24 protein-coding genes are annotated in these 26,914 nt (G+C 68.5%); 8 read left to right on the top strand and 16 right to left on the bottom strand.

The window, feature by feature from the left end; all coding sequences use genetic code 11:
• Positions 1-312: 312 nt before the first annotated feature.
• The 10 genes from G1H10_RS22345 to G1H10_RS22300 all read right to left on the bottom strand — a co-directional run bounded on the left by G1H10_RS22345 (position 313) and on the right by G1H10_RS22300 (position 11,410).
• The gene (locus tag G1H10_RS22345) at positions 313-528 is read right to left on the bottom strand and encodes a hypothetical protein (protein ID WP_163741915.1); all 216 of its coding nucleotides are present in this window, start codon (positions 526-528) and stop codon (positions 313-315) included.
• 295 nt (positions 529-823) lie between these two features.
• Complete coding sequence (locus G1H10_RS22340; RefSeq protein ID WP_163741913.1) at positions 824-1,765, bottom strand: Gfo/Idh/MocA family protein; 942 nt, start codon at positions 1,763-1,765, stop codon at positions 824-826.
• A gap of 68 nt (positions 1,766-1,833) precedes the next feature.
• The gene (locus tag G1H10_RS22335; protein ID WP_163741912.1) at positions 1,834-2,190 is read right to left on the bottom strand and encodes a hypothetical protein; all 357 of its coding nucleotides are present in this window, start codon (positions 2,188-2,190) and stop codon (positions 1,834-1,836) included.
• 208 nt (positions 2,191-2,398) lie between these two features.
• Positions 2,399-2,812: a hypothetical protein gene (locus G1H10_RS22330; RefSeq protein WP_163741910.1), complete on the bottom strand. Its 414-nt coding sequence runs from the start codon at positions 2,810-2,812 to the stop codon at positions 2,399-2,401.
• A gap of 192 nt (positions 2,813-3,004) precedes the next feature.
• Positions 3,005-4,342 (bottom strand): ABC transporter substrate-binding protein, encoded by a 1,338-nt coding sequence (locus G1H10_RS22325; RefSeq protein WP_163741908.1) that lies wholly within the window; start codon positions 4,340-4,342, stop codon positions 3,005-3,007.
• Between the two features lie 55 nt (positions 4,343-4,397).
• Positions 4,398-6,620: a hypothetical protein gene (locus G1H10_RS22320; protein ID WP_163741906.1), complete on the bottom strand. Its 2,223-nt coding sequence runs from the start codon at positions 6,618-6,620 to the stop codon at positions 4,398-4,400.
• Positions 6,617-7,915, bottom strand: coding sequence for an ABC transporter substrate-binding protein (locus G1H10_RS22315; RefSeq protein WP_163741904.1), 1,299 nt, complete (start codon positions 7,913-7,915; stop codon positions 6,617-6,619). The genes G1H10_RS22320 and G1H10_RS22315 overlap by 4 nt, the downstream gene beginning before the upstream one ends.
• A 55-nt stretch (positions 7,916-7,970) precedes the next feature.
• Positions 7,971-8,741, bottom strand: a complete 771-nt coding sequence (locus tag G1H10_RS22310) for a carbohydrate ABC transporter permease (RefSeq protein ID WP_376778650.1) — start codon at positions 8,739-8,741, stop codon at positions 7,971-7,973.
• A 124-nt stretch (positions 8,742-8,865) separates the two neighbouring features.
• Positions 8,866-9,825 carry a carbohydrate ABC transporter permease gene (locus G1H10_RS22305; RefSeq protein ID WP_163741900.1) on the bottom strand — a complete coding sequence of 320 codons (960 nt, stop codon included), beginning with the start codon at positions 9,823-9,825 and terminating at the stop codon, positions 8,866-8,868.
• Between the two features lie 253 nt (positions 9,826-10,078).
• Positions 10,079-11,410, bottom strand: a complete 1,332-nt coding sequence (locus G1H10_RS22300; RefSeq protein ID WP_163741899.1) for an ABC transporter substrate-binding protein — start codon at positions 11,408-11,410, stop codon at positions 10,079-10,081.
• A 220-nt stretch (positions 11,411-11,630) separates the two neighbouring features.
• On the opposite strand from G1H10_RS22300, the gene G1H10_RS22295 reads away from it, so the two are divergent.
• Complete coding sequence (locus G1H10_RS22295; protein WP_216853556.1) at positions 11,631-13,055, top strand: glycoside hydrolase family 5 protein; 1,425 nt, start codon at positions 11,631-11,633, stop codon at positions 13,053-13,055.
• Positions 13,056-13,085: 30 nt separating this feature from the next.
• On the opposite strand, the gene G1H10_RS22290 is transcribed toward G1H10_RS22295, so the two are convergent.
• The 4 genes from G1H10_RS22290 to G1H10_RS34710 all read right to left on the bottom strand — a co-directional run bounded on the left by G1H10_RS22290 (position 13,086) and on the right by G1H10_RS34710 (position 16,204).
• Entirely contained in the window at positions 13,086-13,736 is a 651-nt protein-coding gene (locus G1H10_RS22290) for a class I SAM-dependent methyltransferase (protein WP_163741897.1), read from the bottom strand.
• A gap of 23 nt (positions 13,737-13,759) precedes the next feature.
• Positions 13,760-15,121 carry an RNA polymerase sigma factor gene (locus G1H10_RS22285; RefSeq protein ID WP_216853555.1) on the bottom strand — a complete coding sequence of 454 codons (1,362 nt, stop codon included), beginning with the start codon at positions 15,119-15,121 and terminating at the stop codon, positions 13,760-13,762.
• A gap of 103 nt (positions 15,122-15,224) precedes the next feature.
• Entirely contained in the window at positions 15,225-15,665 is a 441-nt protein-coding gene (locus G1H10_RS22280; RefSeq protein ID WP_163741895.1) for a YciI family protein, read from the bottom strand.
• Positions 15,666-15,790: 125 nt separating this feature from the next.
• Positions 15,791-16,204, bottom strand: coding sequence for an ArsR/SmtB family transcription factor (locus G1H10_RS34710; RefSeq protein WP_216853554.1), 414 nt, complete (start codon positions 16,202-16,204; stop codon positions 15,791-15,793).
• 74 nt (positions 16,205-16,278) lie between these two features.
• On the opposite strand from G1H10_RS34710, the gene G1H10_RS22270 reads away from it, so the two are divergent.
• Entirely contained in the window at positions 16,279-17,361 is a 1,083-nt protein-coding gene (locus tag G1H10_RS22270) for a flavin-containing monooxygenase (protein ID WP_163741894.1), read from the top strand.
• A gap of 31 nt (positions 17,362-17,392) precedes the next feature.
• Complete coding sequence (locus G1H10_RS22265; protein ID WP_216853553.1) at positions 17,393-18,718, top strand: MFS transporter; 1,326 nt, start codon at positions 17,393-17,395, stop codon at positions 18,716-18,718.
• An 80-nt stretch (positions 18,719-18,798) separates the two neighbouring features.
• Here the strand turns inward: G1H10_RS22265 and G1H10_RS22260 are convergent, their stop codons facing one another.
• Together G1H10_RS22260 and G1H10_RS22255 are read right to left on the bottom strand one after the other, a co-directional pair.
• Entirely contained in the window at positions 18,799-19,071 is a 273-nt protein-coding gene (locus tag G1H10_RS22260; RefSeq protein ID WP_163741892.1) for a sigma factor-like helix-turn-helix DNA-binding protein, read from the bottom strand.
• Between the two features lie 134 nt (positions 19,072-19,205).
• On the bottom strand, positions 19,206-20,015 hold the full coding sequence (locus tag G1H10_RS22255) for an IclR family transcriptional regulator (RefSeq protein WP_163741890.1): 810 nt from the start codon (positions 20,013-20,015) through the stop codon (positions 19,206-19,208).
• 133 nt (positions 20,016-20,148) lie between these two features.
• Between G1H10_RS22255 and hutH the strand changes: the two genes are divergently transcribed.
• The 5 genes from hutH to G1H10_RS22230 all read left to right on the top strand — a co-directional run.
• Positions 20,149-21,717 carry a histidine ammonia-lyase gene (gene hutH, locus G1H10_RS22250; RefSeq protein WP_163741889.1) on the top strand — a complete coding sequence of 523 codons (1,569 nt, stop codon included), beginning with the start codon at positions 20,149-20,151 and terminating at the stop codon, positions 21,715-21,717.
• A 150-nt stretch (positions 21,718-21,867) separates the two neighbouring features.
• Positions 21,868-23,574, top strand: coding sequence for a urocanate hydratase (gene hutU, locus G1H10_RS22245; RefSeq protein WP_163741887.1), 1,707 nt, complete (start codon positions 21,868-21,870; stop codon positions 23,572-23,574).
• Entirely contained in the window at positions 23,571-24,764 is a 1,194-nt protein-coding gene (locus G1H10_RS22240; RefSeq protein ID WP_216853552.1) for an allantoate amidohydrolase, read from the top strand. Before hutU ends, G1H10_RS22240 begins: the two co-directional genes overlap by 4 nt.
• A gap of 8 nt (positions 24,765-24,772) precedes the next feature.
• On the top strand, positions 24,773-26,251 hold the full coding sequence (locus G1H10_RS22235; protein ID WP_163742119.1) for a formimidoylglutamate deiminase: 1,479 nt from the start codon (positions 24,773-24,775) through the stop codon (positions 26,249-26,251).
• 41 nt (positions 26,252-26,292) lie between these two features.
• On the top strand, positions 26,293-26,914 hold a 622-nt coding region (locus G1H10_RS22230), incomplete at its 3' end, for an amidohydrolase family protein (protein ID WP_246219816.1).

Here is a 26,914-nt window from a genome sequence, read left to right as displayed (position 1 = left end):
TCGGCCGTCGTAAGGTCACGTCACCGTGGGCTTCCGTTGGAACATCGCCGGGTACCTTCGTCTAGGTCACTTTGGGCTTCCGCTTGCCGTGACCACGGTGTGCGACCGCGGGGGCCGCCGTGCATGAAATGGTCGCGCACGGCCATGACGTACCTCCCGAGTCTTCCCCATCCGGGTGGGCGAGGCGGCTTCGGGAGGCCACCAGCGCTGCGGTTCAGGTAGTCGATCATCGACACACGGCCTGGCACACGTGGGCTCGCGCATCCAGCTCGTCAAGAATGACGGGATCGCGGCGGGTCGCCCGTACATGGGCTACTCGTCCTCGTCTATCGCGGCTCGCGGTGATCTGGCGGGCAGGAAATCCTCATCGTCGTCGTCTTCGTCATCCTCGTCGACCTCGTAGTCGTGCCCGGCCACCTGCTCATCGCTCACCCCGAACATGATGATCGGACGCCTGAGCTCCCGCTCCAGCATGGCCACGAGCGCCCGCACGGTGTCCTCCCCGCACGCCTCGATGACCCGATCCACATGCTTTCTCTCCACATCGTCTGCCGGATTCAGCTGCATGTGAAGCTGGTTTGCCGCGTCCTGCAATGAAACCCCCCTTGTGCGTAGAGAACCCCCGCGTCCCTTCCGTGTCCGGCGGAGCCTAGCGGGCACGTCGGACACATCGCCGCCTCGGCCGCCGCTCAGTGCTCCCGATCATCGCCGGATCTCCTCCAGGACGGCGCGTCCGCCGCGGCGAGGTGACCGACGTCGATGCGGCCGGTGTGCATGATCGAGTGCTCGCCCCGACGCCCACACCCGACGCCCGGGCAGTGCGTCAGCGCCGGGTGTTCATCAGGTCGGCGAGGGTCGAGATGGATCGGACGCAGTCGCCGGTGGACGGGCCGTCCCCGGAAGGGAATCCGGTCAAGTCATCGAGGAATTGTGTGACGGCGTCGGCCGCATCCGGCGAGGGAGCGTCGACCTCCACCGTGTCGCCCACCCGCAGTTCGCCGTCGCGGAGCGTGAGCCGACCCGCGGCGGTGACCGCGCGGACGTGCAGACCGCCGGGCGCGGAAACGGATGACGCCTGCAGGATCACCGGGGTTAATCCCCAGGTCAGCTCGGCACGCCCGCCCACATCGACCGTCCGCGACGGCGGCGCGTTCAGGCTGACGGAACCGGGTTGCACCGGCTTGCCCGGGTCCACCCAGTGCAACAGGTCGACCAGATGGATCGCCAGGTCCTCGAACGCCCCGGTCCCCCCGGATCCGGGATCCCGCATCCAGTCGTATGGCGGCTTGTCGAACGTGTCGCCCAGCTCAAGCGGATGGGCAAGCGTCAGCATCATCGACGCCGCCGGTTGCCGCGTCTCAGCGTCGCGGACTATATCTTTCAGACGACGCACCGCCGGCTGCTGACGCAGGAAGTACCCGGTAGAGAACGGGACGCCGGCGGCGTCGATGCGGTCCGCCAGCCGGCGAGCCTCGGCGGGACTCGGCGCGAGCGGCTTCTCCACGAACAGCGGTAGTCGCCACGAGAGAATCGCTTCGATGACCGCGCTGTGGTCACGGGTTCGGCCATTGACGACGACGGCGTCCACCGAGTCGAGGAGCCGCCGTGCCGCCTCCGAGGATTCTTCCCCGCCGACGACGCCCGCCAGCTCCGAGCGAGGATGCTCACGGATGGCGCGAACATGGTCGGGGTGGTGAATGTGTTCAGCCCCGATCACACCGACCCGCAGGACATCTCCGCGGGCATTGGACGACGCCGCACTCATCGCGTCAACTCCGCTCCGTCAAGACAGTCGTTCACATCCGTGGTATCAGCCGTTGACGAATGCCGTGCCTAGAGGTCCCCATCGGCAGGGATCGGCAGGTGGGTTTCCATCAAGATCACGCCGATCTCGTTGGCGAGCGGCACCAGCGTGGACACATCGATGTCGGACCACGGCCGTGCGCTGAGCGGGTACGCCGCGCGCTCGTCCTCGGTGTAACCGACTCGCAGCAGGTCCGTCTTCGTCTCGTTCTCCAGGATGTCCCAGCCGTTGTGCACGATCCATTCCAGCGCGTCGTCCCACGCGTCCACGTGCGCATCTCCCCAGTGGCTGGCGGACTCGACGAAGAGCCCGACGCCGCGGTCAAGATCCAGATACATGACGTGATCGCCGAACCGCCGTGTCTCCACCGCTACCTCCCATGTCACCCGTGCGACGGAACGTCCGTAAGGCTGCGACGCGCATCGTCGCGCCACATCCCCATGATGCCCCTCACTGACACAGTCATTCCGGTTTCACACCGACGACGACGCCGCCGCCGATCCATCCGGTGCCCGTACCGTTCACCTTGCCAGCAGTATCGCGCGGATTCTGCTCCCGAGCGCTCCGGGCCGCGGCGCAACGGGACGTCCGACACTATGAGCTACGGCGATGTCGCGACTCCTCGGCCAGCCGATCGAGTGCATGAGCCAGGTCCGGTATGGCCCGGCGCACGACCAACTGTGCCTCGGTGTGTCGCTGCGGGTCCACGCCCGGTTCGGTCCACGCGCGCACCACCGCCTGCGTCGGCGGCACGTGGGGCTCGGCTTCCCACGAAGTCGACGGCGCGGGCGCGTGGCCGGCCGCGGACGTGGGGCCGGGCGCGGACGGCAATGCATCCTCGTCTCGCTCAGGCCGCACCGAGTGCCCAGCGGCGGCCGCGTCGCGCGTGTAGCCCGTATCCCGCCGCCACCGGTGCCGCCGAGCCAGATTGATCACGAGCACCCATCCACCGACGAGCGCGAATGCGACACCCGTCCAGATGCCCAAGATCAGAAGAACCGTGCGCATGTCAGACCGCCGCCCCGTCTCCGCCGTGCATAGTACGGACAGCGGACGCCAGGCCGGTCGATTTCATCACGGCCGGTGCCCGCGTGTGGCACATACCTTCGATCATATTTGCACGACGTGATGATGGGGCAGCCGCCGGTCACGCACGGCGGCCCGCGGCTGCCCCAGGGACATGCCGGGTCGACGCGGATCTCAGCCGGTGGCGGCTTCCATCTCGCTGATCAGCTGTTCGGCCGCTTCCTGCGGGTTCTTCCGTTCGAAGAGCACCTCGACGTTGAGCCGCTTGATGATGTCGACCGATTCGCCGGCGCCCACCGGCGGCGCGGGCGGCGAGTCGACCACCTCGTCGGCGATGTCCTCCAAGTACGCGGCCTCGGCCTGCTGAAACTCGTTGAGGTCGGCCGCGATCCGTTCCCGCTGTTCCACGTTGACCGGAAGGCCGCGGTCGGAACCGATCGCGTCCACGGCAGCCGGATCGTTCAGCAGGAAGTCGAGGAACATCGCCGCCTCCTCCGGGTGCTCGGTCTGCGACGACACGGCGTAGTGCATCGCCGGCTTGAGGTACATACCGCCGCGCTCGTTCTCCGTTTCCCCCGGCGGACGAAGCAGTTCGATGTCGCGCCCGGACGCCGTGGACAGCGCCTCGAGCGCGTTGGTCCAGGCCCAGTACATCGCCGCCTTGTTCGTGCCCAGAAGGGTCTGCTCCGGGCTGCCCAGCTCTTGGACCTCGGCGGACAGCGAGGCATTGGGTTGTCCCCCGGACTCCTGCATCTGCAGCGAGTAGCCCCACCACTGGGCGGCGGTCTCCGCCGAGAAACCCAGCTCGCCGTCCGGGGTATACAGGGATTCCCCGCGCTGCCGGGAGAAGATGTTGAGCCCGGCCTCGTTGCCACCGTAATCCTGTGCGCCGTAGACCTCGCCGTCCGTGCCTTCCGAGACCGCCGTGGCGGTGGCCACGTAGTCGTCCCACGTCCAGGTCTGGTCGTCCGGCATCTCGACGCCGGCGTCCTGGAACGCCTGCGGGTCGGCCATCACCGCGAACGAGTTGACGCCGGTCGGGATGCCGTACATCCCACCGTCGACCTCGCCGCTGCCCAGCACCAGCTGGTCCAGCTCAGAAGTGTCGATGGTGTCTCCGATGTATTCGGAGAGGTCCAGCAGCGCCCCGCGGCTCGCGTATTCCCGCAGGAACCGTTCCTCCTGAGCCATGATGTCCGCCGCGTCGCCGGCTGCGGTCTGGGTGGCCAGCCGATCCCAGTAGTCGCCCCACTCGACGTAATCGCCGGCGATCGTGATGTGCGGATACTGCTCCTCGAACGCATCGATCGCGTTCTGGGTCAGTTCGGCCCGGCCTTCGTTCCCCCACCAGGTGAAGCGGAGCTCGACCTGCTCGTCAGAGCCCGCGGCGGCCCCGTCGTCGCTCGAGCTGTCACCATTCGAGTCGTCGTCACCGCCACATGCTGCGGCCAGCATCACCGCCGCGAGTCCCGCGGCACTCACCTTGGCCGCCGTCCATGTCCTGCGTCTCATCTCACCACTCCTTCACCGGCGTCGCCGCCTGCACAACAGGCACACGGCGACAGTGTTATGGGCTACGGATCAGCCCTTCGTGCCGGACGGTCCACCGCCCATCGTGTGGAAATCCGGGAGCATGCCGGTCCGGCATGCCATCCCATCCGGCCGCCATGAGGGCCACGGCAGCCAGAACACCTCCGTTTCCTGGCAAGTACAGCGGCAGCGAGTCCGTCTGCCGGTTGTGCCCGCTCGCCAGATATGTGTTCTTGCCCACCTCCATCGTCAGCGCTGACACCGCCAGCTCCGGCTCCTCCAGCCGGGCAGCACACATCGCCAGCACGGGATAGTCCCATCCCCAGGTGCTGTCCCAGTCCCAGTCGTCGAGCACGTCACGCAGCGTGGCCCGCATCGTCTCCGGCTCGATCAACGGCGTGCGGGGCAGAAAGCCCAACCCGCACAGCATCGACGGGTGATCGGTGCGGATCGTGTATGGTTCGACGTCGATCGCCGCATACACGCCGTCCCGGACGTGTGGCCGCACCAGGCCGTGCGCGACGGCGTCCCAATGCGGGTCCGGCGCCAGCCCCAGGCGACGACGCCACTGCTGGGCGACGCCGAGTGCCCACTGCCAGTAGGCCAACTCGAAGGTCGGGTTGCTGGCCCGCGCCCGCATCGATCCGTACGACTCCTGCGCGGGGATCACCGGCGGGCCCAGCTCGTAGCCGCGGGAGGTCGGTCTCGCGAAGCTCGCCATGAACTCCGCCGTCTCGAAGACGATGCCGGCGTACTCCTCCAGCACACGCCCACTTCCATGATCATGAACACTTTCCGTGCTATGTGCACGGTTACTGTTCATGATCATGGATTGGTTTCGGTAGAGGAGCTCTGCGAGATAGATCGGATGCGGCTGCTGCCAGATCAGGAACGGGCCGATCGGGCTGGGGCTCTCCCTGCCGTCCGGGCCCACCATCTTCGGCCAGCGGACACCCGCGTAACCCTGGCGCTTGGCCGTCTCCCGTCCGGACTCGGACGCTCGCCGGTACCAGCGCAGCACTCGCTCCAGCGATCCGGGCCGGTTCCACAGGCCGAAGTGGGCGACGTGCCACCACACCATCTCCAGGTGGAACTTGCCGAACCACGAGTTGCAGACCAATCCGGTCTCCTGCGGCGGCACCGACCCCGCCCCGTTGATCGCCGTCAGGTACTGCGACAGCACGACGCGCCGCTCCAGCTCCGGCGCCCGGTCGTCGGTGCTGCCGTCCAGGTCTACGGCCGCACCCTCAGTCCAGAACCGTCGCCAGTGTTCGGCCGCGGCGGAGCGGACGTCGTCGAACGACGACGGCAGCACGAGCGGTGCGGACGCCGAAGCCGCGCGGTCCGGCCCGCCGCCGTCGGTGAAGCCCACGACCAGCTCCATGGCTGCCGACGACGAGGTCACGCGCAGCTCATGCGGCCCCACCTGGTCCAGCGCCACACCCGGCGATGCGGCGATCTCGACCTGATAACCGGTGGCGTCCAGCTCGCGGTCCACCTGCCAGCCGCCGTCGCGACGACGGACCGTGGTGCGGTGCGCGTCCGGGCGAGACCAGTCGGCGGCGTCATGCCAGCGCTCCGCGCCGTAGGAAAACGCTATCCCCACCGCCGCCCGAGATTCACGCAAGGCATCCGAACGGATCCGCACCGCCAGCACATCCCGCTCCGGGTGGCAGACCGTCTCCACGTTCACGGCGTACCCGGCGATGGTGAACGAGCTGTGCAGGATGCCCCGCCACAGATCGAGCCGCTGAACCGCGTCTTCGACGTCTGCCAACGTCAGACGCCGCACGCGCCCATCCGAATCGAGTAGCCGAAACCCGATCCGGCCCAGATCCAGCCGGTGCGGGTTGGCGCGCAGCCACAGTTCGGCGGCGGAGTCACTGCGATCCCCGGTCCCGCCGATCGTGCCCGACATATCGACATACGGCACCGGCTCGGCACGGCCGGGTGTCTGGTATCCGACACACATGTCGTCCACCCGGTAGCTCGCCCCACCAGGCGTCGAGTGCCATCCCCATTGCGCCTGCGTGCCCAGCAGTGTCCCGGGTCCGGTGCCGTCCCGGGACTCCACGGGATAGTGGTCGGGAAAGGTCTGCAGGCCGGTGATGTCCGCGGTGAAGCAGAACTCACCGTTGCCGACGGACAGAGGCGAGCGGACGTCCGCTTCTCGCAACACCACAGTGTGCCGCTCGACCAGCGCCTGCCGGTCGATCCCCTCGCCGAGATTTCCGCTGTCCCGGGCCGGTTCGGCTGTCATACGCCCAATGCCGCCTCGGTCTCGGCGACGAACTGCTCGGCCGCTTCCTGCGGGGTCAGCCGGTCGAAGAGCACCTCGCTGTTAAGTCTGGACACGATCAGCGCGGTCTCACTCGACCCCACCGGCGGCGGGGGCGGAGCCTCACCGACTTCGCTCTCCATCCGGGTCAGGAACTCGGCCTCGACCCGTTGCCCGGGGGTCAGCTCGTCCAGGATCTCCTCACGGACCTCCGGGTTCACCGGGAGACCACGGTCGGTCAGGAACGCCTCAGCCGCATCCGGATCGTTCAGCATGAAGTCGACCAGCTCCGCCGCTTCCTCTGGATGGTCGCTGTCCGCGGAGATGGTGTAGAACATCGACGGCCCCAGCCACGTGCCCGGCTGGCCCTCGCTCTCGCCCGGAGGTTTGAGCAGGACGAGTTCCTCACCGGACGCTTGCCGGAGAACATCGAGGACGTTGGACCAGATCAGCGACAGCCCCGCCGAGTTGGTCCCGATCAGGGTCTGCTCGGGCGCGTTCTGGCTCTCCAGCTCGGCCGTCAGGGTCGCCGACGGAGCGCCGCCCCGATCCCGCAGCTGCAGCGCCAGCTCCCACCACTCGGCGACCGACTCGGCGGATATCCCCAGCCCGCCGTCAGCGGTGTACAACGATTCACCGCGTTGCCGCGCCCACAGCATCAGGGTGTTGTGGTTGGTCGCGTCCTGGGTGCCGAACCGGTCGTCACCGAGCGACTCGCTCAGCGCGACGCAGATCTGCAGGAAATCATCCCAGGTCCAGGTTCGGTCATCCGGGAAGTCGACCCCTGCCTCGTCGAACAGCGCCCGGTTCGCCACCACCGCATAGGTGTTCACACCGGTCGGCAGCGCATAGAGCGAGCCGTCGATCATCCCGTTGTCCAGGACGGCCGCGTCGATCCGGTCGGTGTCGATGATGTCGCTCACCTGGCCGAGGTCCAGCAGGCTCCCGCGGCCGGCGTACTCGCTCGGATAGGCGCCGCCCATGGTGATGATGTCCGGCGCGTCACCGGAGGCGACACTGGTGGCCAACTTGTCCCAGTAGGCACCGAAATCGGAATAGTCGGGTCTGACGTCGATGTCGGCGTTCTCCGCCTCGAACTCGTCGATCATCTCCTGTGTCATCTGGGCTCGGCTGTCCCCGCCCCAGAAGGCGTAACGCAGCTCCACCGGGCCGCCGTCGCCGCCGGTCGAGTCATCGTTCCCGCACGCCCACAAACCGAGTGTCGGAGCCGCCACGGCCGCGGCCTTCAGGGTCTGCCGTCGGGTCATCTGGCGCATCGCGCACACCTCCGCAGTGTTGGGCCGGCGCCGGTCGGTGTCCGATGTGTCCGGATCATTTGATTCCCGTCGTCGCGATGCCGCGGACCAGATACCGCTGCCCGGCCAGGAAGAACCCGAAGATCGGTCCGAGCGCCACGATCGACATCGCGAACAGCGGCCCCCAAGCGGACTCACCCTGCGAGTCGACGAACGTCCGCAGCGCGACCGGGACCGTGTACAGGTCCGGATCGGTCAGGAAGATCAGCTGGCTGTAGAAGTCGTTCCACACCCAGATGAAGGTGAAGATCGCGGTCGTCGCCAGAGCGGGCACGCACAGCGGCATGATCACCCGCGCATAGATGCGGAAATGCCCGCACCCGTCGATCCTGGCCGCGTCGTCGAGCTCGCGCGGCAGCCCCCGGATGAACTGGACCATGAGGAAGATGAAGAAGGCATCCGTGGCCAGGAACTTCGGGACGATCAACGGGTAGTACGTGTTGATCCAGTCCAACTCGTTGAACAGGATGTACTGCGGCACGATCACCACGTGGATCGGCAGCATGATGGTCGCAAGCATCGCCGCGAAGAACCACTTCTTGCCACGGAACTGCAGCCGGGCGAAGGCGTATGCGGCCATCGAACAGGTCAGCAGGTTCCCGATGACCGAGGCGACCACGATGATCAGCGAGTTGAACAGATAGTGGTGGAACGGACGTGCCAGTGCGTTCCAGCCTTCCGTGTAGTTGCTGAAGTCGAAGGCGCTCGGGATCAGCGACGGCTCACGGAAGATCACGTCGGACGGCTTGATCGAGCTGGAGAGCATCCACAGCAGCGGATACAGCATCGCGAAGCCGAAGACGATCAGGATCACGTGTTTGTAGAGGCGCCGGCGCCGGCTGGGCGTGCGCGGGCTGCCGCCGGGCTCGTCGCGCACCGTCCTCGTCGGGTCGTCGGAGAGCTGGTCAAGACTAGTCGCCATAGTGCACCCACCGCTTCGCAGCCAGGAAGTTGATCGCCGTGAATCCCGCGATGACCACCAGCAGGAACCACGCCAGAGCGGACGCGTAGCCCATGTCGAACGATCCGAATCCACGCTGGTAGACGTAGAGCGTGTAGAACAGGGTCGAGTCAGCCGGGCCGCCGGTTCCGCCACTGACGATGAACGCCTGCGTGAAGGTCTGGAACGCGCCGATCAGCTGCAGGACGAGATTGAAGAAGATGATCGGGGTCAGCAGCGGGATGGTGATCCGCCAGAACCTCGTCCACCCGCCGGCGCCGTCGACCTCTGCGGCTTCGTAGTACATCGTCGGGATCTGCCTCAGGCCCGCCAGGAAGATCACCATCGGCGACCCGAACGTCCAGACGTTGAGCACGATCAGCGTCGAGAGCGCGTAGTCGGGATGGGAGACCCACCCTTCGCCCTGGATGCCGAACACGTCGAGGATCTGGTTGATCAGGCCTTCGGTGCCGAAGATCTGCCGCCACAGGATGGCGATCGCCACACTGCTGCCGAGGAGCGACGGCAGGTAGTAGACCGAGCGGTAGATCGCGAGCCCGCGTACACCGCGATCGAGGAAGAACGCCAGTGCCAGCGCAAGGGCCAGCTGCAGCGGCACCGAGACGAACACGTACGTGACGGTGACGACGATCGCCGAATGCAGCCGGGAGTCTTCCAACATGCGCCGGAAGTTGTCCAACCCGACCCACTCCGGCGGCTGCAGGAGGCTGTAGTCGGTGAACGAGAGGTACAGCGACCCGAGGATCGGGCCGATGGTGATGACCAGCATGCCGATGAACCACGGCGCGAGGAACAGATACGCCGCTCGGCCCTCACGTTTGGCCAGCGTGTTCCGCTGCGATCTGCGGCCGCTGTTACCGGCGGCGTCCGGCTGCTGCTCGGTCGCGGACTCTTTGACCGTGCCATTCATGAGCGATCACCGGAGGTCCCCCGGCATCTCCATGCCGACGTCGAGGCCGCGCGGCCCCTCGCGTTGATCATCGATGACCTCCTCGCACTGCGGGCCGCTCGCAATCGAACGACTCTGGTGAGATAGCGATTTCTAACAAGGTTTCCAAACGCTGTCAACGGTGCGGATGTCCACACGATGAAATGCCTGGTAGGTCTGGCAACCGTTCCGTGAGATACCGGTTACCAGACCTCGCACCAGGTCCGACCACCACTCAGCTGATCGCCGCGTTGAGCTCGTCGACGAGCCGCTGCCCGGCTTCCTCCGGTGTGATGCGACCGAACAGTACCTCGTCGTTGAGCCTCTGCACGATGCCGACCGACTCGGTGGAGCCCTCCGGGCCGATGATGAGGTCGGGGTTGACCTCGCCCTCGACCTCGGCGATGAACTCCGCCTGCGCGGCGGTGTCGTCGTCGAGCTCCGGCGTGATGGCCGCGAGCACCTCCGAGTTCGCCGGCAGACCGCGATCCGCCTTGATGAACTGCGCGGCTTCCTCGTGGTTGACCAGGAAGTCGATCAGTTGTGCTGCCTCCTCCGGATGGTCCGACCCGGAGTAGATACCGTACGACTGCGAGGCCTGCAGCCACATGCCGGACGCTACCCCATGCGACTCGCCGGGCGCCCGCATCAACTGCAAGTCGGCGCCGGAAGCGCTGCGCAGCGCCGGCAGCTGATTGCTCCAGTCGAACTGCATGCCGGCGAGGCCTTGCCCCATGAGTGTCTGCTCCGGACCGGGCTGACCAGCCAGTTCCGACGTGATGGAGGCCGGCGGCGTGGCACCGGACTCCATCATGTCCGTGGTCAGTTGCCACCACTCGGCCGCGGTCTCGGCGGCGATGGCGATCTGGCCGTCCTCGGTGTAAAGCCCGTCCCCGGTGTTCTGCCGGGAGTACAGGTCGATGAGGTCCGGTGCGGTCCGGTCCGCGGCTCCGTAGGTGCCGTCCGGGGTATTGGCCGAGATCTCCTCGGCTATCCGCACGTAGTCGTCCCACGTCCACGTCTCGTCGTCCGGCAGCGGAACCCCGGCCTCGGAGAAGACGTCCGGGTTCACCACCATGGCGTAGGTGTTGACGCCGGTCGGGATGCTGTATTGCACCCCGCTGAAGAAGCCGTTGCTGAGCGCGGCCTCGTCGATGTTGTCCGTCGGCAAGTGCTCCTCCACCTCGGACAGATCGAGCAGCGCTCCCCGGTCACCGTACTCGCGCGGGTACGCGCCGCCGAGCGTGATCACGTCGGGCGCGTTGCCGGCGGCGACCTCCGTGGCCAGCCGATCGAAGTATCCGTCGAAGTCGATGCTGTCGCCCTCGACGTCGATGTTCGGATGCTCTGCTTCGAACGCCTCGATCGCCTGATTCGTGATCTCATCCCGCTCGGGGTTGCCCCACCAGGCGAATCGGATCGAGACGTCGCCGGTGGCTTCGTCGTCGCCGCCACCGCCGTTGTCGTCGGACCCGCACGCGGCGACGAACAGCAGCGTTACGGCCGCCGTGGCGACTACTGCCGGCCGCCTGGAGCGTGCGGCACCTTTGCCCACGATGTGCACCATCTGGCTACCTTTCTGCACTGTGTGACCGGCCTTGAGTGACCGGTTTCCGGAAAGGACATTCGCGTTGCAGCTGCGGTAATGAAACGTTCAAAGCACATAGTTGCACAGATGCCACGCGCTGGCTAGCCTCGGGCACGGTACCGGTTTCTGAGCGTTATACGACCGTTCCCGGCCGGCCCTGCCCGGCGCTTCCGGCAGCATTCCCACCAAGGAGGACTCCGTGTCGCTTCCCCACGACCATCTCGACACCACAGCGATGCCATGGGTCCGTGTCGCCGGAGACCGGCTCGTGGACGGCGCCGGTCGCACCGTCGTGCTCAAGGGTTTCGGCCTGGGCGGCTGGATGAACATGGAGAACTTCATCACCGGCTACCCCGGTACGGAGTCCCAGGTCCGCGAGGCCATGCGGCGATCGTTAGGTGAGCAGGGCTATGCCAGGTTCTTCGACCGCTTCCTGCATGACTTCTTCACCGACGACGACGCCCGCCTGCTGGCGTCCCTCGGCCTCAACGCCCTCCGCGTGCCGTTCAACTACCGGCATTTCGAGGACGACGACCGTCCGTTCGAACTCAAGCAGGAAGGCTTCGAGCTCCTCGACCGGCTGATCGACACATGCGCACGGCACGGGATCTACACGATCTTGGACCTGCACGCCGCCCCCGGGGCACAGAACCACCATTGGCACAGCGACAACCCGACACACGTCGCGTCCTTCTGGGTGCACCGGCACTTCCAAGACCGCGTCGTCCACCTGTGGGAGGCGCTGGCCGAACGCTACCGAGACAATCCCGCCGTGGCCGGCTACAACCCGCTCAACGAGCCCGCCGACGCCAGCGGCGAGGTCATCGGACCGTTCTATGCACGCCTGGAGAAGGCCATCCGGGCGATCGACCCACGGCACGTGCTCTTCCTGGACGGCAACCGCTACGCCAGCGACTTCTCCGTCTTCGACGAACCGTTCGACAACGCCGTGTACACCGCACACGACTACGCCCTGCCGGGCATCGCCCGAGACAGCCGGTATCCCGGCATGGCACGCGGTGAGTACTTCGACCGGGACGTGGTGGAGCAGACGTTCCTGCGGCGCACCGAATTCATGCGTCGCACCGGCACGCCGATCTGGATCGGCGAGTTCGGCCCGATCTACACCGGCGACGAGGCGCGCGACGAGTCCTGCCTGCGGCTGCTCCGCGACCAGCTGGAGATCTACGCCGAGCACGGCGCCAGCTGGTCATTGTGGACCTACAAGGACATCGGCCGCCAGGGGTTGGCATACGTCCCGCCGGACAGCCCGTATATTCAGCAGATCGCGCCGTCGCTCGCGCAGAAGACCCGGCTCGGCACCGACTCGTGGGGCGGTTCGGATGCGGAGATCCGGTCCGTCATGGAGCCGATCGAGAAGCTCATCGCCACGGAGTTCCCCGACTTCCACCCGTACCCGTGGGGTCAGCGGCAGTGGATACCCCTGCTGGTGCGGCACATCATGTTCGCCGAACCGGCCGCGGAGGCGTTCGGACGCTGCTTCGATGGCGTGACACCGGATCGGGCAGAAGAGCTCGCGGCCTGCTTTGCGCTGTCGGCGTGCACCACCCGCACCGAACTGGCCGACGTCCTCCGCTCCCACCTCCATGATCATGAACACTAACCGTTCACATAGCACGGTTAGTGTTCATGATCATGGGAGGAGGCGGGCCCAGGTCTGCGCGTCGTCGACCCAATCGGCGAACCTCAGCCCGGCCTTGGCGGCGGCGTCGATCATCATCGCGTCGTCGACGTGCTCCGCCGTGAAGTCGTGCTGCCAGCGGCGCTCGCCGAGCCGGTACTCCACGGTCGCCGAGAAGCCGTCGGGACCCTTTCGGTGAACGGACACGGCGGACGCCACGGGCCCGGTCATGCCGGAGCTGTCGTGCGGGTCCTCGGACCAGGCCGGGGGATACCGTTCGACGAGCACCACGCCGTCGTCGCGCACGTGGCGGGCGCAGACCTCGAGCAGCCGGATCCGGTTGGCCTCACCCGGCGTGTTGACCAGGTGGCTGGCGGCGACGACGGCCCCGAATCGGCGGCCCAGGTCAAGGTCGTAGAAGTCGGCGTGGACAGTCTCGGCGCCGGTCACGTGGGCCAGCATCACCGGGTCATTGTCCACACCGACCACGTCGTGGCCGTATGCCAGCAGTACGCGGGTCAACCGACCGACGCCACATCCCAGCTCCAGGATGTCCGCGTCCGAAGCGATCGAGCTGTGGATGATCTCCGGTTCCTTCCCAGCCGGAATGGCCAGGTACACCCCGACCGGGCTGCCGTCCGGCGCCGCGTGCTCCACCCTCATGTCGGTCATTTCCTCCCATGTCATCAGCCGTTGAATTTACCATCATCGGCTAGATGTTGATGATCATGGAGTCCGGGATGGCAGGCGGCGGCTCGGTCGAGCAGCAGCGTCCGCTCGCGCTCGTTCCGCGTCAACGACGCGGCCCGCTCGAACTCGGCGCGCGCTTCCTCCTTGCGGCCGAGCTTCACCAACAGGTCCCCGCGGACGCTGGGCAGCAGGTGGTAGCTCTGCAGCGTCTGCTCCGCCGCCAGCTCATCGACGGCCTGCAGCCCGACCTCCGGCCCGAACGCCATACCGAGCGCCACCGCGCGGTTCAACTCCACCACGGGCGACGGTGCGACCTGCATGAGCGCAGCGTACAGAGCGGCGATCCGCACCCAGTCGGTGGCCTCCGGCACGACCGCACGAGCATGGCAGGCGGCGATCGCCGCCTGCAGGGTGTACGGCCCGCGCCCACCGCACGGCACCTGCCCGGATGCTTCGGAGGACGACGTATCGGTCTGTGCAGCGGCCAGGCTCTCCGCCCGCTCCAGCGCCGCCAAGCCACGCCGGATCAGTAGCCGGTCCCACAGGGCTCGGTTCTGGTCGAGCAACAGTACCGGCTCACCTGCCGCGCCGACGCGCGCACGCAGCCGGGACGCCTGAATCTCCAGCAAGGCCACCAGACCGTGGACCTCCGCGTCGGCCGGCGCCAAGCCGGCCAGGATCCTGCCGAGCCGCAGAGCATCCTCACACAGCGCCGGGCGGACCCAGTCCTTCCCGGCCGTGGCCGCATAACCCTCATTGAAGATCAAGTAGATGACCTCCAGGACCGACCCCATCCGGGCGGTCCGATCCTCTCCGCGCGGCAGCTCGAACTCGACCTTGCGCGCGGCGAGCGTACGCTTCGCCCGGACGATGCGCTGCGCGACGGTCGTCTCCGGAACCAGGAAAGCACGCGCGATCTCGTCCGTGCTCAGTCCGCCGAGCAGGCGCAGCGTGAGGGCGACCCGCGCTTCCACGGACAGCACCGGATGACACGCCGTGAAGATCAGCCGGAGCAGGTCGTCACCGATATCGTCGTCGATAGCGTCGACCAGCTCATCTTCGACGTTCGGCTGCTGGAACTCCAGGTCACGTCCGAGCTGGCCGACCTTGCGTTCCAACCGTTCCTGCCGGCGGAACTGATCGATGGCACGACGTTTGCCGACGGCCATCAGCCAGGCACCAGGATTCTCCGGGACTCCCGACTCCGGCCACTGCTCCATCGCCGCGACCAGAGCATCCTGCGCGAGGTCCTCCGCCACACCGATGTCGTGGACCATCCGAGCCAGGCCGGCGATCAGCCTCGCGGACTCGATCCGCCAGACGGCGTCCACCGTGCGCTGCACTTCCGCGTTCGGCACGTCCCCATGCTACGCAGGTCCCACAACTCCACAGCGTGCTGCACTCCGAGCGCCGGAGACCCGGGTGCAGGGCGCTGTGTGTGAGCGTGCCGTGCGGCGTCGGTCAGGACTCGTTCGCCTGGCTGTCGAGATGCAGCTTGCCGCGGAGCCGGGCATCGATCTCCCGCGTCTCCGGTGTCCACGCCTCGTCGAAGTCGTCGGCCTCATACACCGGCCGGATCTCCAACACTCCCTCTTCGCCGGTCGGGTTCGGGCACCGCTTGGCCCACTCGATGGCCTCGTCCATCGACGTGACCTGCCACAGCCAGTACCCCGCGACCAGCTCCTTGGTCTCGGAGAATGGCCCATCGACGACGGTCCGCTTCGCACCGGAGAAATGCACACGTGCGCCGTCGGAGCTGGGCCGCAGGCCATCGCCGGCCAGCAGGACACCCGCCTTGGCGAGTTCCTCGTTGTACTTCATCATCGCCGTGAGCATCTCCTCGCTCGGCGGCACGCCGGCCTCGGAGTCCTGGTTCGCCTTCACGAATACGGTGACTCGCATCGTCACTGCCTCCCTCATACCGTGGCGGGGGCCGGCCCTGTGGCCGAGCGCGCAACCCGCTGATGTCTACGCGTCGAACGACGGTGCGCCGGATCGACACCTCGGTCCTCGATTTTCTCGACCGTTCAGCAGCAGACTTCGAGGTACGCCTGGAGGTCCGAGAGGGCCTTCCGGATACCGTCCCGATCGCCGCGGTACAGAATCGTCTTCCCGTCCCGGCGCGCGGTCACCACGCCGCCCCGTCGCATCAGAGAGAGTTGCTCCGACGCCGCGGACTGGCTCAGACCGGCACGCTCGGCCACTTCACCGACGGACAGCTCGGCGCCGCGGAAGAACAGCATCATGATCCGCTGCCGGGTTGGACTGGCCAAGGCCTTCAGAAAGTCGTGCGTCTCGGAGGCCAGCTCAACGGGCGCGCTCGCGCCACCACCGCCACCACCGCCGTCGGCGGCATCGGCACTGCCGGCGTCGTCGGTGCGTTCGGTCTCATTGGCAGCGTCCGCCCGGCCGGCGGCCACCGCAAGCGGCTCCCGCGTCACGTCGTCCTCCTCCCCTTCACCCTAGCCCGCCGACTCATTTTGTCATTTCGGGAAATGACGATATCTTCTCCTGCATGAACACTCCGCCAGAACCTGTCATCGTCATCGGCGGCGGCCAGTCCGGCCTGGCCGCCGCCTGCGCCGCGCGGGACGTCGGCCTGACGCCCGTCGTTCTCGAAGCCGGTAGCCGACCTGCCGGATCGTGGCCGCACTACTACGAGAGCCTCACGTTGTTCTCGCCCGCCGAGTACAGCTCCTTCCCCGATTTCCCGTTCGACGGCGACCCGGACCGGTATCCGACCCGCGACGAGGTCGCCGGCTACCTCACCCGGTACGCCGACAAGCTGGATGTCGACATCCGCACCGGCACCCGGGCCGTCGACGTCGAACAGGACGGGCAGCGGTTCGTCGTGCACACATCGACGGGGGACGCGATCGCCGCATCCGGCGTCGTCGCCGCCAGCGGCTCGTTCTCTCGCCCGCATCGACCCGAGCTACCCGGGTCGGACGGGTTCACCGGTGACGTGCTGCACGTCGCCGACTACCGGCGCCCGGACCCATACCGTGGCCGCCGCGTCGTCGTTGTGGGCGGCGGCAACTCCGCGATACAGGTGGCCCATGAATTGGCCCACACCGCATCGGTCACCCTCGCCAGCCGCACCCCGCTGCATTTCACCGACCAGCGCAAGCTCGGGCGCGACCTGCACTACTGGCTGAAGGTCACCCGCCTGGACATGCTTCCGCCGGCGTGGCTCGAGCGGCTCTTCCCACACCGATTGGTCATCGACACCGGCGGCTACCGGCACGCGATCGAGAGCGGGATGATCGACCGGCGGCCGATGTTCTCCTCGCTCTATGGGGACAGCGTCGTGTGGTCCGACGGTACACGCGAGCAGGTGGACGCCATCATCCTCGCCACCGGGTATCTGCCCAGCCTCGGCTACCTGGACGGGCTCGGCGCGCTCGACGAGCGAGGCATGCCGCACCACATCGCCGGCATCTCGACCACCCATCCCGGCCTGGTCTACCTGGGGCTGGAGTTTCAGCGGTCATTCTCGTCGAACACGCTGCGCGGCGTGCACCGGGACGCCGCCTACGTCATGGATCCGCTCGCGGCCCATGCCAGTCAGATCTCCGCCGGCCCCATCGTGACGTGACGGCGCCGCATGCTGCGAGACTGAGCTCAGCGTGAGTGAACATACACAGCAGGACCTGCACCCGGCGCACCCCGAGACGCTCTCCCGTTCCGGGCTGCGTCGGGTGCTGGCCACGCTGTGTATCACGGTCACGGTCAGCTACGGCGTCCTGTACTACGCGTTCCCGGTACTGCTCACCTCCATCGCGTCGACGACGGGCTGGTCGACGACGTTCCTGACGGCCGCGTTCTCGGGCGGACTGTTGCTCGCCGCCATCCTCGGGGTGCCGGTCGGCCGGTGGTTGGATCGGCACGGGCCACGGACGATCATGACCGGCGGGTCGGTGATCGGGACGCTCGCGCTGGTCCTGATCGCCGTGGCGCCGAACCGCCCACTCTTCGCGACCGGCTGGGTCGTCGCCGGAGCCGCGATGGCGGCGGTGTTCTATCCGCCGGCGTTCACCACACTCACCCGCTGGTACAGCCGGGGCGAACGGGTCCGGGCGCTCACCATGCTCACCCTGGCCGCAGGCCTGGCCAGCACCATATTCGCACCGCTCACGGCGTTCCTGCTGGAGCACCTGGGGTGGGGGCGAACCTACCTGGCTCTCGCCGCCATCCTCGCCGCGGTCACCGTCCCCGCCCACTGGTGGGGATTGCGCGGGCGATGGCCGGGTGCCGCGGTCGACGCCGTCCACGGCCAGGGCGGCCGGGCCGAGGACGGCCAGCGTAGGCACGACCAGCATGAGCACGACCAGCACGACCGGGCAGAACGGCGGCCGCACGACCATCCGGCGCGGATCAGCCGCAGCCTTCCGTTCCTCGCGCTGGCCACGGCGCTGGGGCTGACCTCGCTCGTCGCATTCGCCGTGATCATCAACTTGGTGCCGATGATGGAAGAGCGTGGCATGAGTACGTCGACGGCCGCGCTGGCGCTGGGGCTGGGCGGGTTCGGGCAGGTGATCGGTCGGCTCTGCTTTCCGGCCCTGACCCGATGGACCGGAGTCCGGCTCCGGACGGCCCTGATCCTGCTGGCCGTCGCCCTGACGACGGCGCTGCTCGGGGTGCTGACGACGGTGACCACTCTGATCGGCGCATCGATCGCAGCCGGCATCGCCCGCGGACTCGTGCCACTGTTACAGGCGACGGCGGTCAGCGAACGGTGGGGCACCGCGCACTACGGCCGGTTGACCGGGCAGCTCTCGGCACCGATCACCGTCACCATGGCGCTGTCGCCATGGTTCGGCAGCGCGATCGCCGACCTGCTCGGCGGCTACACGGCGGCGTTTCTGGCGCTCGCGGGCGTCGGCATCGTCGCAACCGCCGTCTCACTGCTCAGCGCCCCGCGCACGCAGGCTGGAAAGGCTCCCGCTGGATGACCACCATCGGCCGGCAGCACGCCAGACTCAATGGTTTAGTGTCCCCGTGGAACCTGGTTCCAGACCGGGCTCCTGGGGCACTAGGACGCGCGCGAGTTCACCAACTGTGAGACACGCCCGCGAGAGACGCCAAGCACGGCAGCGGTGTCAGATAGTGACAAACCGTTCGCACGAAGTTGGCGAGCGACCTCGCGAGCTTCACGCGCCGCCTCCCGCCTGGCCTTCTCGACCTCCGCCACACGTTTCCTCGCCGACGCAGCGCGCGCGCCGAGACTGCCGAGTTCAGGCACGATCACGACGTCGTCGGTCACCCCGTCGAGGTCGTAAACGCTTGCGATGTAGTCGCGGACCATGCGTTCAGCAGAGCCCGCACGTCCATGCCTGGATCACGCGGACAGCTCGAGTACCTGACGTGATCGCCTCCCGTCCGCAATATGGCGCTTCGAACTGATCACACCGTCCATGTCCACCACGAATCCGACCCCGTTCAGGGCCGTGGCGTACGCCTTTCGAACTGCGGAACCACGGCATCCGGGCCGCCGATCCGCCGGGTCAACTCGGCGGCGACGGGGTCGATCTGAGCGGCCAGCGCGCGCCAGTCGCGCTCGTCGACAGCATTACGGTCGAATGTCACCGCCATGGCCGCGACCGGATAACCCGTGTGATCTCGCGCAGCCACACTGACGGAGGCGAATCCTGGCGTGACCTCGCCGTCCTCGGTCGCGTAGCCGCGCTGCCGCACGTCCGCTAACACCGCCCGCAGCTCCGACAACCGTTGTGGCCCCGCGCCGTGCCGGTCGGTGAACGCCGACGCGTCCGGGAACAGGGCACGAACCTGTGCCGCCGGTAGCCCGGCCAGCATGGCCCGGCCGCTTGCCGTGAGATGGGCGGGTAGCCGCACACCGACGTCGGTCACCAGTGACGGGCTGCCGGGCGCCCGTTCCTCCAACAGGTACAGCACCTCCCGCCCGTGCAATACCGCAAGATGCGCCCCATGTCCCACCTCATCCACCAGGCTGTGCAGCAACGGACGCGCGAGCCGAGCCAGCGGCGCGTGCCGGCTGTACGCGGTGCCCAGTTCGAAGACACCGATGCCCAGCCCATAGCGGCGCTCCTCGGGCAGATGGACCACCAAGCCCTCCCGCTCCAGCTCGTTCAGCAGGTGGTAGACGGTCGACCGAGGCAGGCCGAGCTCTCCCGCGATGGAGGCGGCCGTCGCCGGACCACCCTGCCGCGCGAGATGCCGGAGGATCCCGACGCCGTGCCGGAGCGCCGGGACCCGACTGCTCTCTCCCATCTCTGCACGCCATCCTCGTCACATGCCACGCGGCCGTCCGCCGGCCGACCGGCGTCGCCAGCTGTCTGAGATACCAGACATTATCTCAGACAATCTCGTTCCACCGGAGATGCCCGAGCGATGCAATGGCCATATGAACATCTCGCCGGTCTCCCTCAGCACGGGTCCGCTCGGCGTCGGTGACGTCGTCGCCGTCGCCCGGCACGACGCACCCGTCGCGCTGACCAGCGATGCGGAGGCGGCCATCCAGGCCAGCCGCGCGGTGATCGCGGAGCTCGCCGCCGACGACTCGGCGCACTATGGCGTCTCCACCGGCTTCGGAGCCCTCGCCACCCGTCACATCGTCGCCGAACGCCGTGCCCAGCTGCAGCTGTCCTTGATCCGTTCACACGCCGCCGGTTCCGGGCCCGAGGTGGAGCGCGAGGTGGTCAGGGCGTTGATGCTGCTGCGGCTGTCCACGCTGGCGACCGGACGCACCGGAATCCGGCTGGAGACCGCCCGCGCCTACGTCGACCTCCTCAACCACGGCATCACCCCGGTGGTGCACGAGTACGGATCGCTGGGCTGCTCGGGCGATCTCGCGCCGCTCGCGCACTGCGCGCTGGCTCTGCTGGGCGAGGGCATGGTCGACGACGCCGACGGCCGACGTGTCGCCGCCGGTCAGGCGCTGCGTGACGCCGGGCTGACGCCGATCACGCTGGCCGAGAAGGAGGGGCTCGCCCTCATCAACGGCACCGATGGCATGCTCGGCCAACTGGTTCTCGCACTGCACGACCTCAAGAGCCTGTTGACCGCGGCGGACATCGCCGCCGCCATGAGCGTCGAGGCGTTGCTCGGCACGGACGCCGCCTTCGCCGAAGACCTCATCGCGATGCGGCCGCACCCCGGTCAGGCCGACTCCGCTGCCAACCTGCGCGCCTTGTTGCACGGTTCCGCGATCATGGAGAGTCACCGCACGCCCGAGTGCACCCGGGTGCAGGACGCCTACTCGCTGCGCTGCTCACCCCAGGTCCACGGCGCCGCCCGCGACACCGTCCGGCATGCCGCCGACGTCGCCGACCGCGAGCTGGCGGCCGCCATCGACAACCCCGTGGTGACCATCGACGGCCGAGTCGAGTCGAACGGCAACTTCCACGGCGCTCCGATCGGTTATGTGCTCGACTTCCTCGCCATCGCCGTCGCCGACGTGGCCGGCATCTCCGAACGGCGCACCGACCGGATGCTGGACATGGGCCGCAGCCAGGGACTGCCCGCGTTCCTGGCGGACGACCCCGGCGTCGACTCCGGCCACATGATCGCCCAGTACACCGCGGCCGGAATCGTCTCCGAGCTGAAACGACTCGCCGTGCCGTCGTCGGTGGATTCGATCCCGTCGTCGGCGATGCAGGAGGACCACGTCTCGATGGGCTGGGCCGCGGCACGCAAGCTGCGCCGAGCGGTGGACGGACTGACGCGGGCGCTGGCGGTGGAGGTGCTCACCGCCACCCGCGCGCTACAGCTGCGCAGTCCGCTGCGGCCGGCACCGGCCACCGCCGCCGTCTGCGAGGCCGTCAGGCACCACGGAAGCGCCACGCAACCTTCCGGACCGGGCGTCCCCGGCCCGGATCGTTTCCTCGCCCCAGAGATCGAATCGGTCGTCCAGCAGGTCCGCTCCGGGGCGCTCGCCGACGCCGCCTCGTCCGTCGCCGGTCAGCTGCGGTAGGGCCGTCCATGGATCCACACAACATCCCGACGACGACGAAACACGGAGGATCGTGCACGCGATGGCGGGTACAACTCTCCGGTGTCGGCCGCGCAGCCCCGCCCGCCCCAACCGCACAAGCGATCCCCATCTGCCCGGAGGAGCTCTGCGATGACACCTGAACCGTCCGACCGCGGCGGCCGCCGTCCGATCCGCGCGCCACGCGGTACCGATCTCACGGCCCGCAGCTGGCAGACCGAGGCACCACTGCGGATGCTGATGAACAACCTCGACCCGGAGGTGGCCGAGCGCCCGGACGACCTCGTCGTCTACGGCGGCACCGGAAGAGCGGCCCGGGACTGGGCCAGCTACGACGCGATCGTGCGCACGCTTACCGACCTGGCCGGAGACGAGACGCTGCTGGTCCAGTCCGGCAAGCCGGTCGGCGTACTGCGCACACACGAGTGGGCGCCACGCGTACTCATCGCCAATTCCAACCTGGTGGGCGACTGGGCCAACTGGCCGGAGTTCCGCCGGCTGGAGCAGCTCGGCCTGACCATGTACGGGCAGATGACGGCCGGCTCCTGGATCTACATCGGCACCCAGGGCATCCTGCAGGGCACCTACGAGACGTTCGCCGCCGTCGCCGCCAAACGGTTCGACGGCAGCCTGAGCGGCACGCTCACGGTGACCGGGGGTTGCGGAGGCATGGGCGGAGCGCAGCCGCTGGCGGTCACGCTCAACGGCGGCGCCTGCATCGTCGTCGACGTGGACGAGACCCGGCTGGCGCGCCGGGTGGACCAGCGCTACCTGGACACCTACACCGCCGACCTCGACGACGCCGTGCACCAGGCCGAGCAGGCGAGATTCGACCGGCGGGCACTCTCCGTCGGTCTGGTCGGCAACTGCGCCACCGTGCTGCCGGAGCTGCTGCGGCGCGGCGTCGCGGTCGACGTCGTCACCGACCAGACATCGGCGCACGATCCGCTGAGCTATCTCCCGGAAGGGGTCTCGGTCGAGGAGTGGCACGAGCTGGCGGCGGCCAAGCCGGCCGAGTTCACCGAACGCGCCCGGGCCTCGATGGCCCGGCACGTCGAGGCGATGGTGGGCTTCCTCGACGCCGGGGCCGAGGTGTTCGATTACGGCAACTCGATCCGGGATGAGGCCCGGCAGGGCGGCTTCGCGCGCGCATTCGCGTTTCCCGGCTTCGTGCCCGCCTACATCAGGCCGCTGTTCTGTGAAGGCAAGGGCCCGTTCCGGTGGGCCGCGCTCTCCGGCGACCCGCAGGATATCGCCGTCACCGATGAGGCGGTCCTGGACCTGTTCGACGACGATCACCTGCACCGCTGGATCCGCGCCGCCCAGGAGAAGGTCGCGTTCCAGGGGCTCCCGGCGCGGATCTGCTGGCTCGGTTACGGCGAGCGGCACCTGGCCGGGATGCGGTTCAACGAGCTGGTCGCCGACGGCCGGATCCGCGCCCCGATCGTCATCGGCCGGGACCACCTCGACGCCGGTTCGGTCGCGTCGCCGTACCGGGAGACCGAGGGCATGGCCGACGGCTCCGACGCGATCGCCGACTGGCCGTTGCTGAACGCGCTGGTCAATACCGCGTCCGGCGCGTCATGGGTGTCCATCCACCATGGCGGCGGAGTCGGCATGGGGCGCTCCATCCACGCCGGCCAGGTCACCGTCGCCGACGGTACCGACCTGGCGACGGCCAAGCTGGAGCGAGTGCTGACCAACGACCCGGCAACCGGCGTGCTCCGCCACGTCGACGCGGGCTACGGCCCCGCCGCCGTCGTGGCCCGCGATCGCGGCCTGCCCATCCCGGTCCCCGCCGACGCTCCCCATGATCATCAACGGCGGGACGCGCCATGACCGGCCCAACCCTCGATGACCATGGGAAGGAGTTCGATCGGATGTGGGCGGACCTCGCACCGGTCGGGCGGGAACCGGGCGGCGGGTACCGGCGGTTCGCCTGGACGCGGGCGGACCACACGCTGCGGGAGTGGTTCGTCGCGGAGGCCGGGCGTCGCGGGCTGAGCACCGTCGTCGATCGCGCCGGGAACCAGTGGGCGTGGTGGGGTGATCCCGACACCGACGGACCCGGCGTCGTCACCGGCAGCCACCTGGATTCCGTGCCCAGCGGCGGCGCGTACGACGGGCCGCTGGGCGTCGTCTCGGCGTTCCTGGCCGTGGACGCACTGCGCGCCCGCGGTGTCCGGCCGTCCCGTCCCATCGGCGTCGCCTGCTTCGCCGACGAGGAGGGTGCCCGGTTCGGCGTCGCCTGCGCCGGCTCACGCATCATCACCGGGGCACTGCCGGCCGACCGAGCGCGGGGATTGACCGACGACGACGGCACCAGCTTGAGCGATGCGGTCCGCCAGAGCGGGTACGACGCGGAGCTGATCGGTCCCGACCCGAAGACCGTGCGACGCGTCGGCACGTTCCTGGAGCTCCACATCGAGCAGGGCCGGGGCCTCGCCGACCTGGACTGGCCGGTCGCCGTCGGGAACATGATCTGGCCGCACGGGCGCTGGCGCGTCGAGCTGGCCGGACGCGCCGATCACGCGGGAACGACGGCGCTGGCCGACCGGGATGACCCGATGCTCCGGCTCGCTGCACTCATCGAAGGCGCCCGAGCGGGTGCGGCGCGACACGATGCGCTGGCCACCGTCGGCAAGGTGAAGATCGAACCCAACGGCGTCAACGCGATCCCGTCGCACGTCACCGCATGGGTCGACTGCCGTGCCGCCGAAACGGAGCGGGTCGAGCGGGTCCTGGCCGGGCTGGCGGAGTTCACATCGACGAATGAGTCCTGGACGCCGGTGACGGTCTTCGACGAGGCGCTCGTCGCACAATTGAGCCGCACCCTGGACGCCCCGGTGCTCTCCACTGGAGCCGGTCACGATGCGGGGATCCTGAGCGCGGCAGGGATCCCGGCCGCCATGCTGTTCGTCCGCAATCCGACCGGGGTCTCGCACTCCCCTGACGAACACGCTGAGCGCGCCGACTGCCTCGCCGGTGTGGAGGCCCTCACGCGGTGCCTGGCGGAGTTGGTCGCGTGAACGCGGCGATGACGTTCTGGGCGGAACGGGCATGGGTGAGCGCCGCGAGCGGCTCGGGCAGCCACGGCGAGCAGCGCAACCAGCACAGCCGAGGCAGCCGGGGCAGCGGCCTCGAGCTCGCCGAACGCGTGCGGATCGAAACAAGCGGCGGGGCGATCACAGCGGTCCGCACCGGCGTCGGCCCCGAGCCGGCCGACGTTCGGCTGCCGGGTGTGGTCTTTCCCGGCTTCGCCAACGCGCACTCGCACGCGTTCCACCGGGCGTTGCGCGGACGGACGCACGGCGACGGCGGCACCTTCTGGACCTGGCGGGACAGCATGTACACGGTCGCGCAGGGACTGACGCCGGAGAGTTACCACCGCCTGGCCCGCACGGTGTACCGGGAGATGGTGCTGGCCGGGGCGACCGTCGTCGGCGAGTTCCACTACCTGCACCACGCGCCGGACGGCTCGCCGTATGCCGATCCGAACGAGATGGGGCTGGCCCTGATCCAGGCTGCCGCCGACGCCGGCATCCGGCTGACCCTGGTGGATACGTGTTACCTGCAGGGCGGGATCCGAACCCCGCTGGCGGGGCCGCAGCGACGTTTCGGCGACGGCACGGCCGAACGGTGGGCGGAACGGGTGCAACGACTCAAGGACGTCGTCGCCGCGCCAATGGGCACCGTGGACGATCAGCCCGCCCGGCACCATCGCGGCACCACCCCGGACGTGCTGGTGGGAGCGGCCGTCCATTCCGTGCGAGCCGTCCCGGAGACGGCGATCGGCACCGTCGCGGCGTGGTCGGAATCGGCGCACGCACCGTTGCACGTCCACCTGTCCGAGCAACCCGCCGAGAACGACGCTTGCCTGGCCGAATACGGCCGCACCCCGGCCAGGGTGCTCGCCGACGCCGGGGCGCTCGGTCCCGGGACCACGGCGGTGCACGCCACCCACCTCAGCGAGGAGGACATCCAGCTGCTGGGCTCCACCGGCACCGCGGTATGCGCCTGCCCGACCACCGAGCAGGACCTGGCCGACGGCATCTCTCCGATGGGAGCGCTGGACGCCGCCGGCTCGACGGTCTGCCTCGGCAGCGACCAGCACGCCGTGATCGACCTGCTGACCGAGGCGCGGCTGCTGGAGATGCACGAGCGGCTGGCCACCGGTCGGCGCGGCCGGTTCTCGCCGGCCGAGCTGGTGGCGACGCTGACCGCGCGCGGGCACACGGCACTCGGGTGGCCGGCGAACGGGCGGATCGCTGTCGGAGCCGCTGCCGACCTGGTGGCGGTACGCACGGATACCGTCCGCACCGCCGGCGCCGATCCGGCACAGCTGGTACTGACGGCGAGCTCCGCCGACGTCGCGACGGTCGTCGTCGGCGGCCGTATCGTCGTCGACGGCGGCGAGCACCGGCTACTACCCCACGATCATCAATCGCCGGCCCTACCATTGACCGGCACCACCGTCGATGATCACGTATGCGGAGGCAAGGGAGCGCAACGGTGAGCACCACCACCCTGGTCACCGGGATCGGCGAGCTGGTGACGATGGACCCGGCCAGAGAAGCGCCCCGGCCCGGCGCCGGCCACGCCGGCCGCACCGTCACCCGCCGCGGTTTCGTGCCGGCGCTGGGGATCATCGAGCGGGCGGCGATCGTCGTCGATGACGACGCCGTGCTGTGGACCGGTCCGGAGCACGCCGCGCCTGATGCGGACCATCAGATCGACGTGGAGGGACGTGCGGTGGTCCCCGGGTTCGTCGACTCGCACACGCACATCCTGTTCGGCGGCGACCGGGCCTACGAGTACGAGGCCAGAATGGCGGGGGCGCGATACGACGGTGGTGGCATCGCGACCACGGTGGCCGCCACCCGTGCGGCCGACGACGCCACACTCACCGCGCACGGGTACCGGCTGCTGTCGGAGATGCGCCGTCAGGGTACGACAACGGTGGAGATCAAGAGCGGCTACGGCCTGTCCGTCGACGACGAGGCCCGCCTGCTGCGGATCGCTACGACGCTGACCGCCGAAACGACGTTTCTGGGCGCGCATGTCGTGCCGCCGGAATACCGCGACAGCCCGGAGATCGGCAGCGAAGCCGCCGCCGAGATGTGGACCACGCCGGCGTTGACCCGTCGACGGTCCGAATACATCGAGCTCGTCGTCGGGC

The organism is Phytoactinopolyspora halotolerans, assembly GCF_010550675.1.
Classification (GTDB): Bacteria; Actinomycetota; Actinomycetes; order Jiangellales; family Jiangellaceae; genus Phytoactinopolyspora; species Phytoactinopolyspora halotolerans.
Note: the sequence above shows the minus strand (reverse complement) of the source record. Positions and strands in the feature narration are given on the sequence as shown.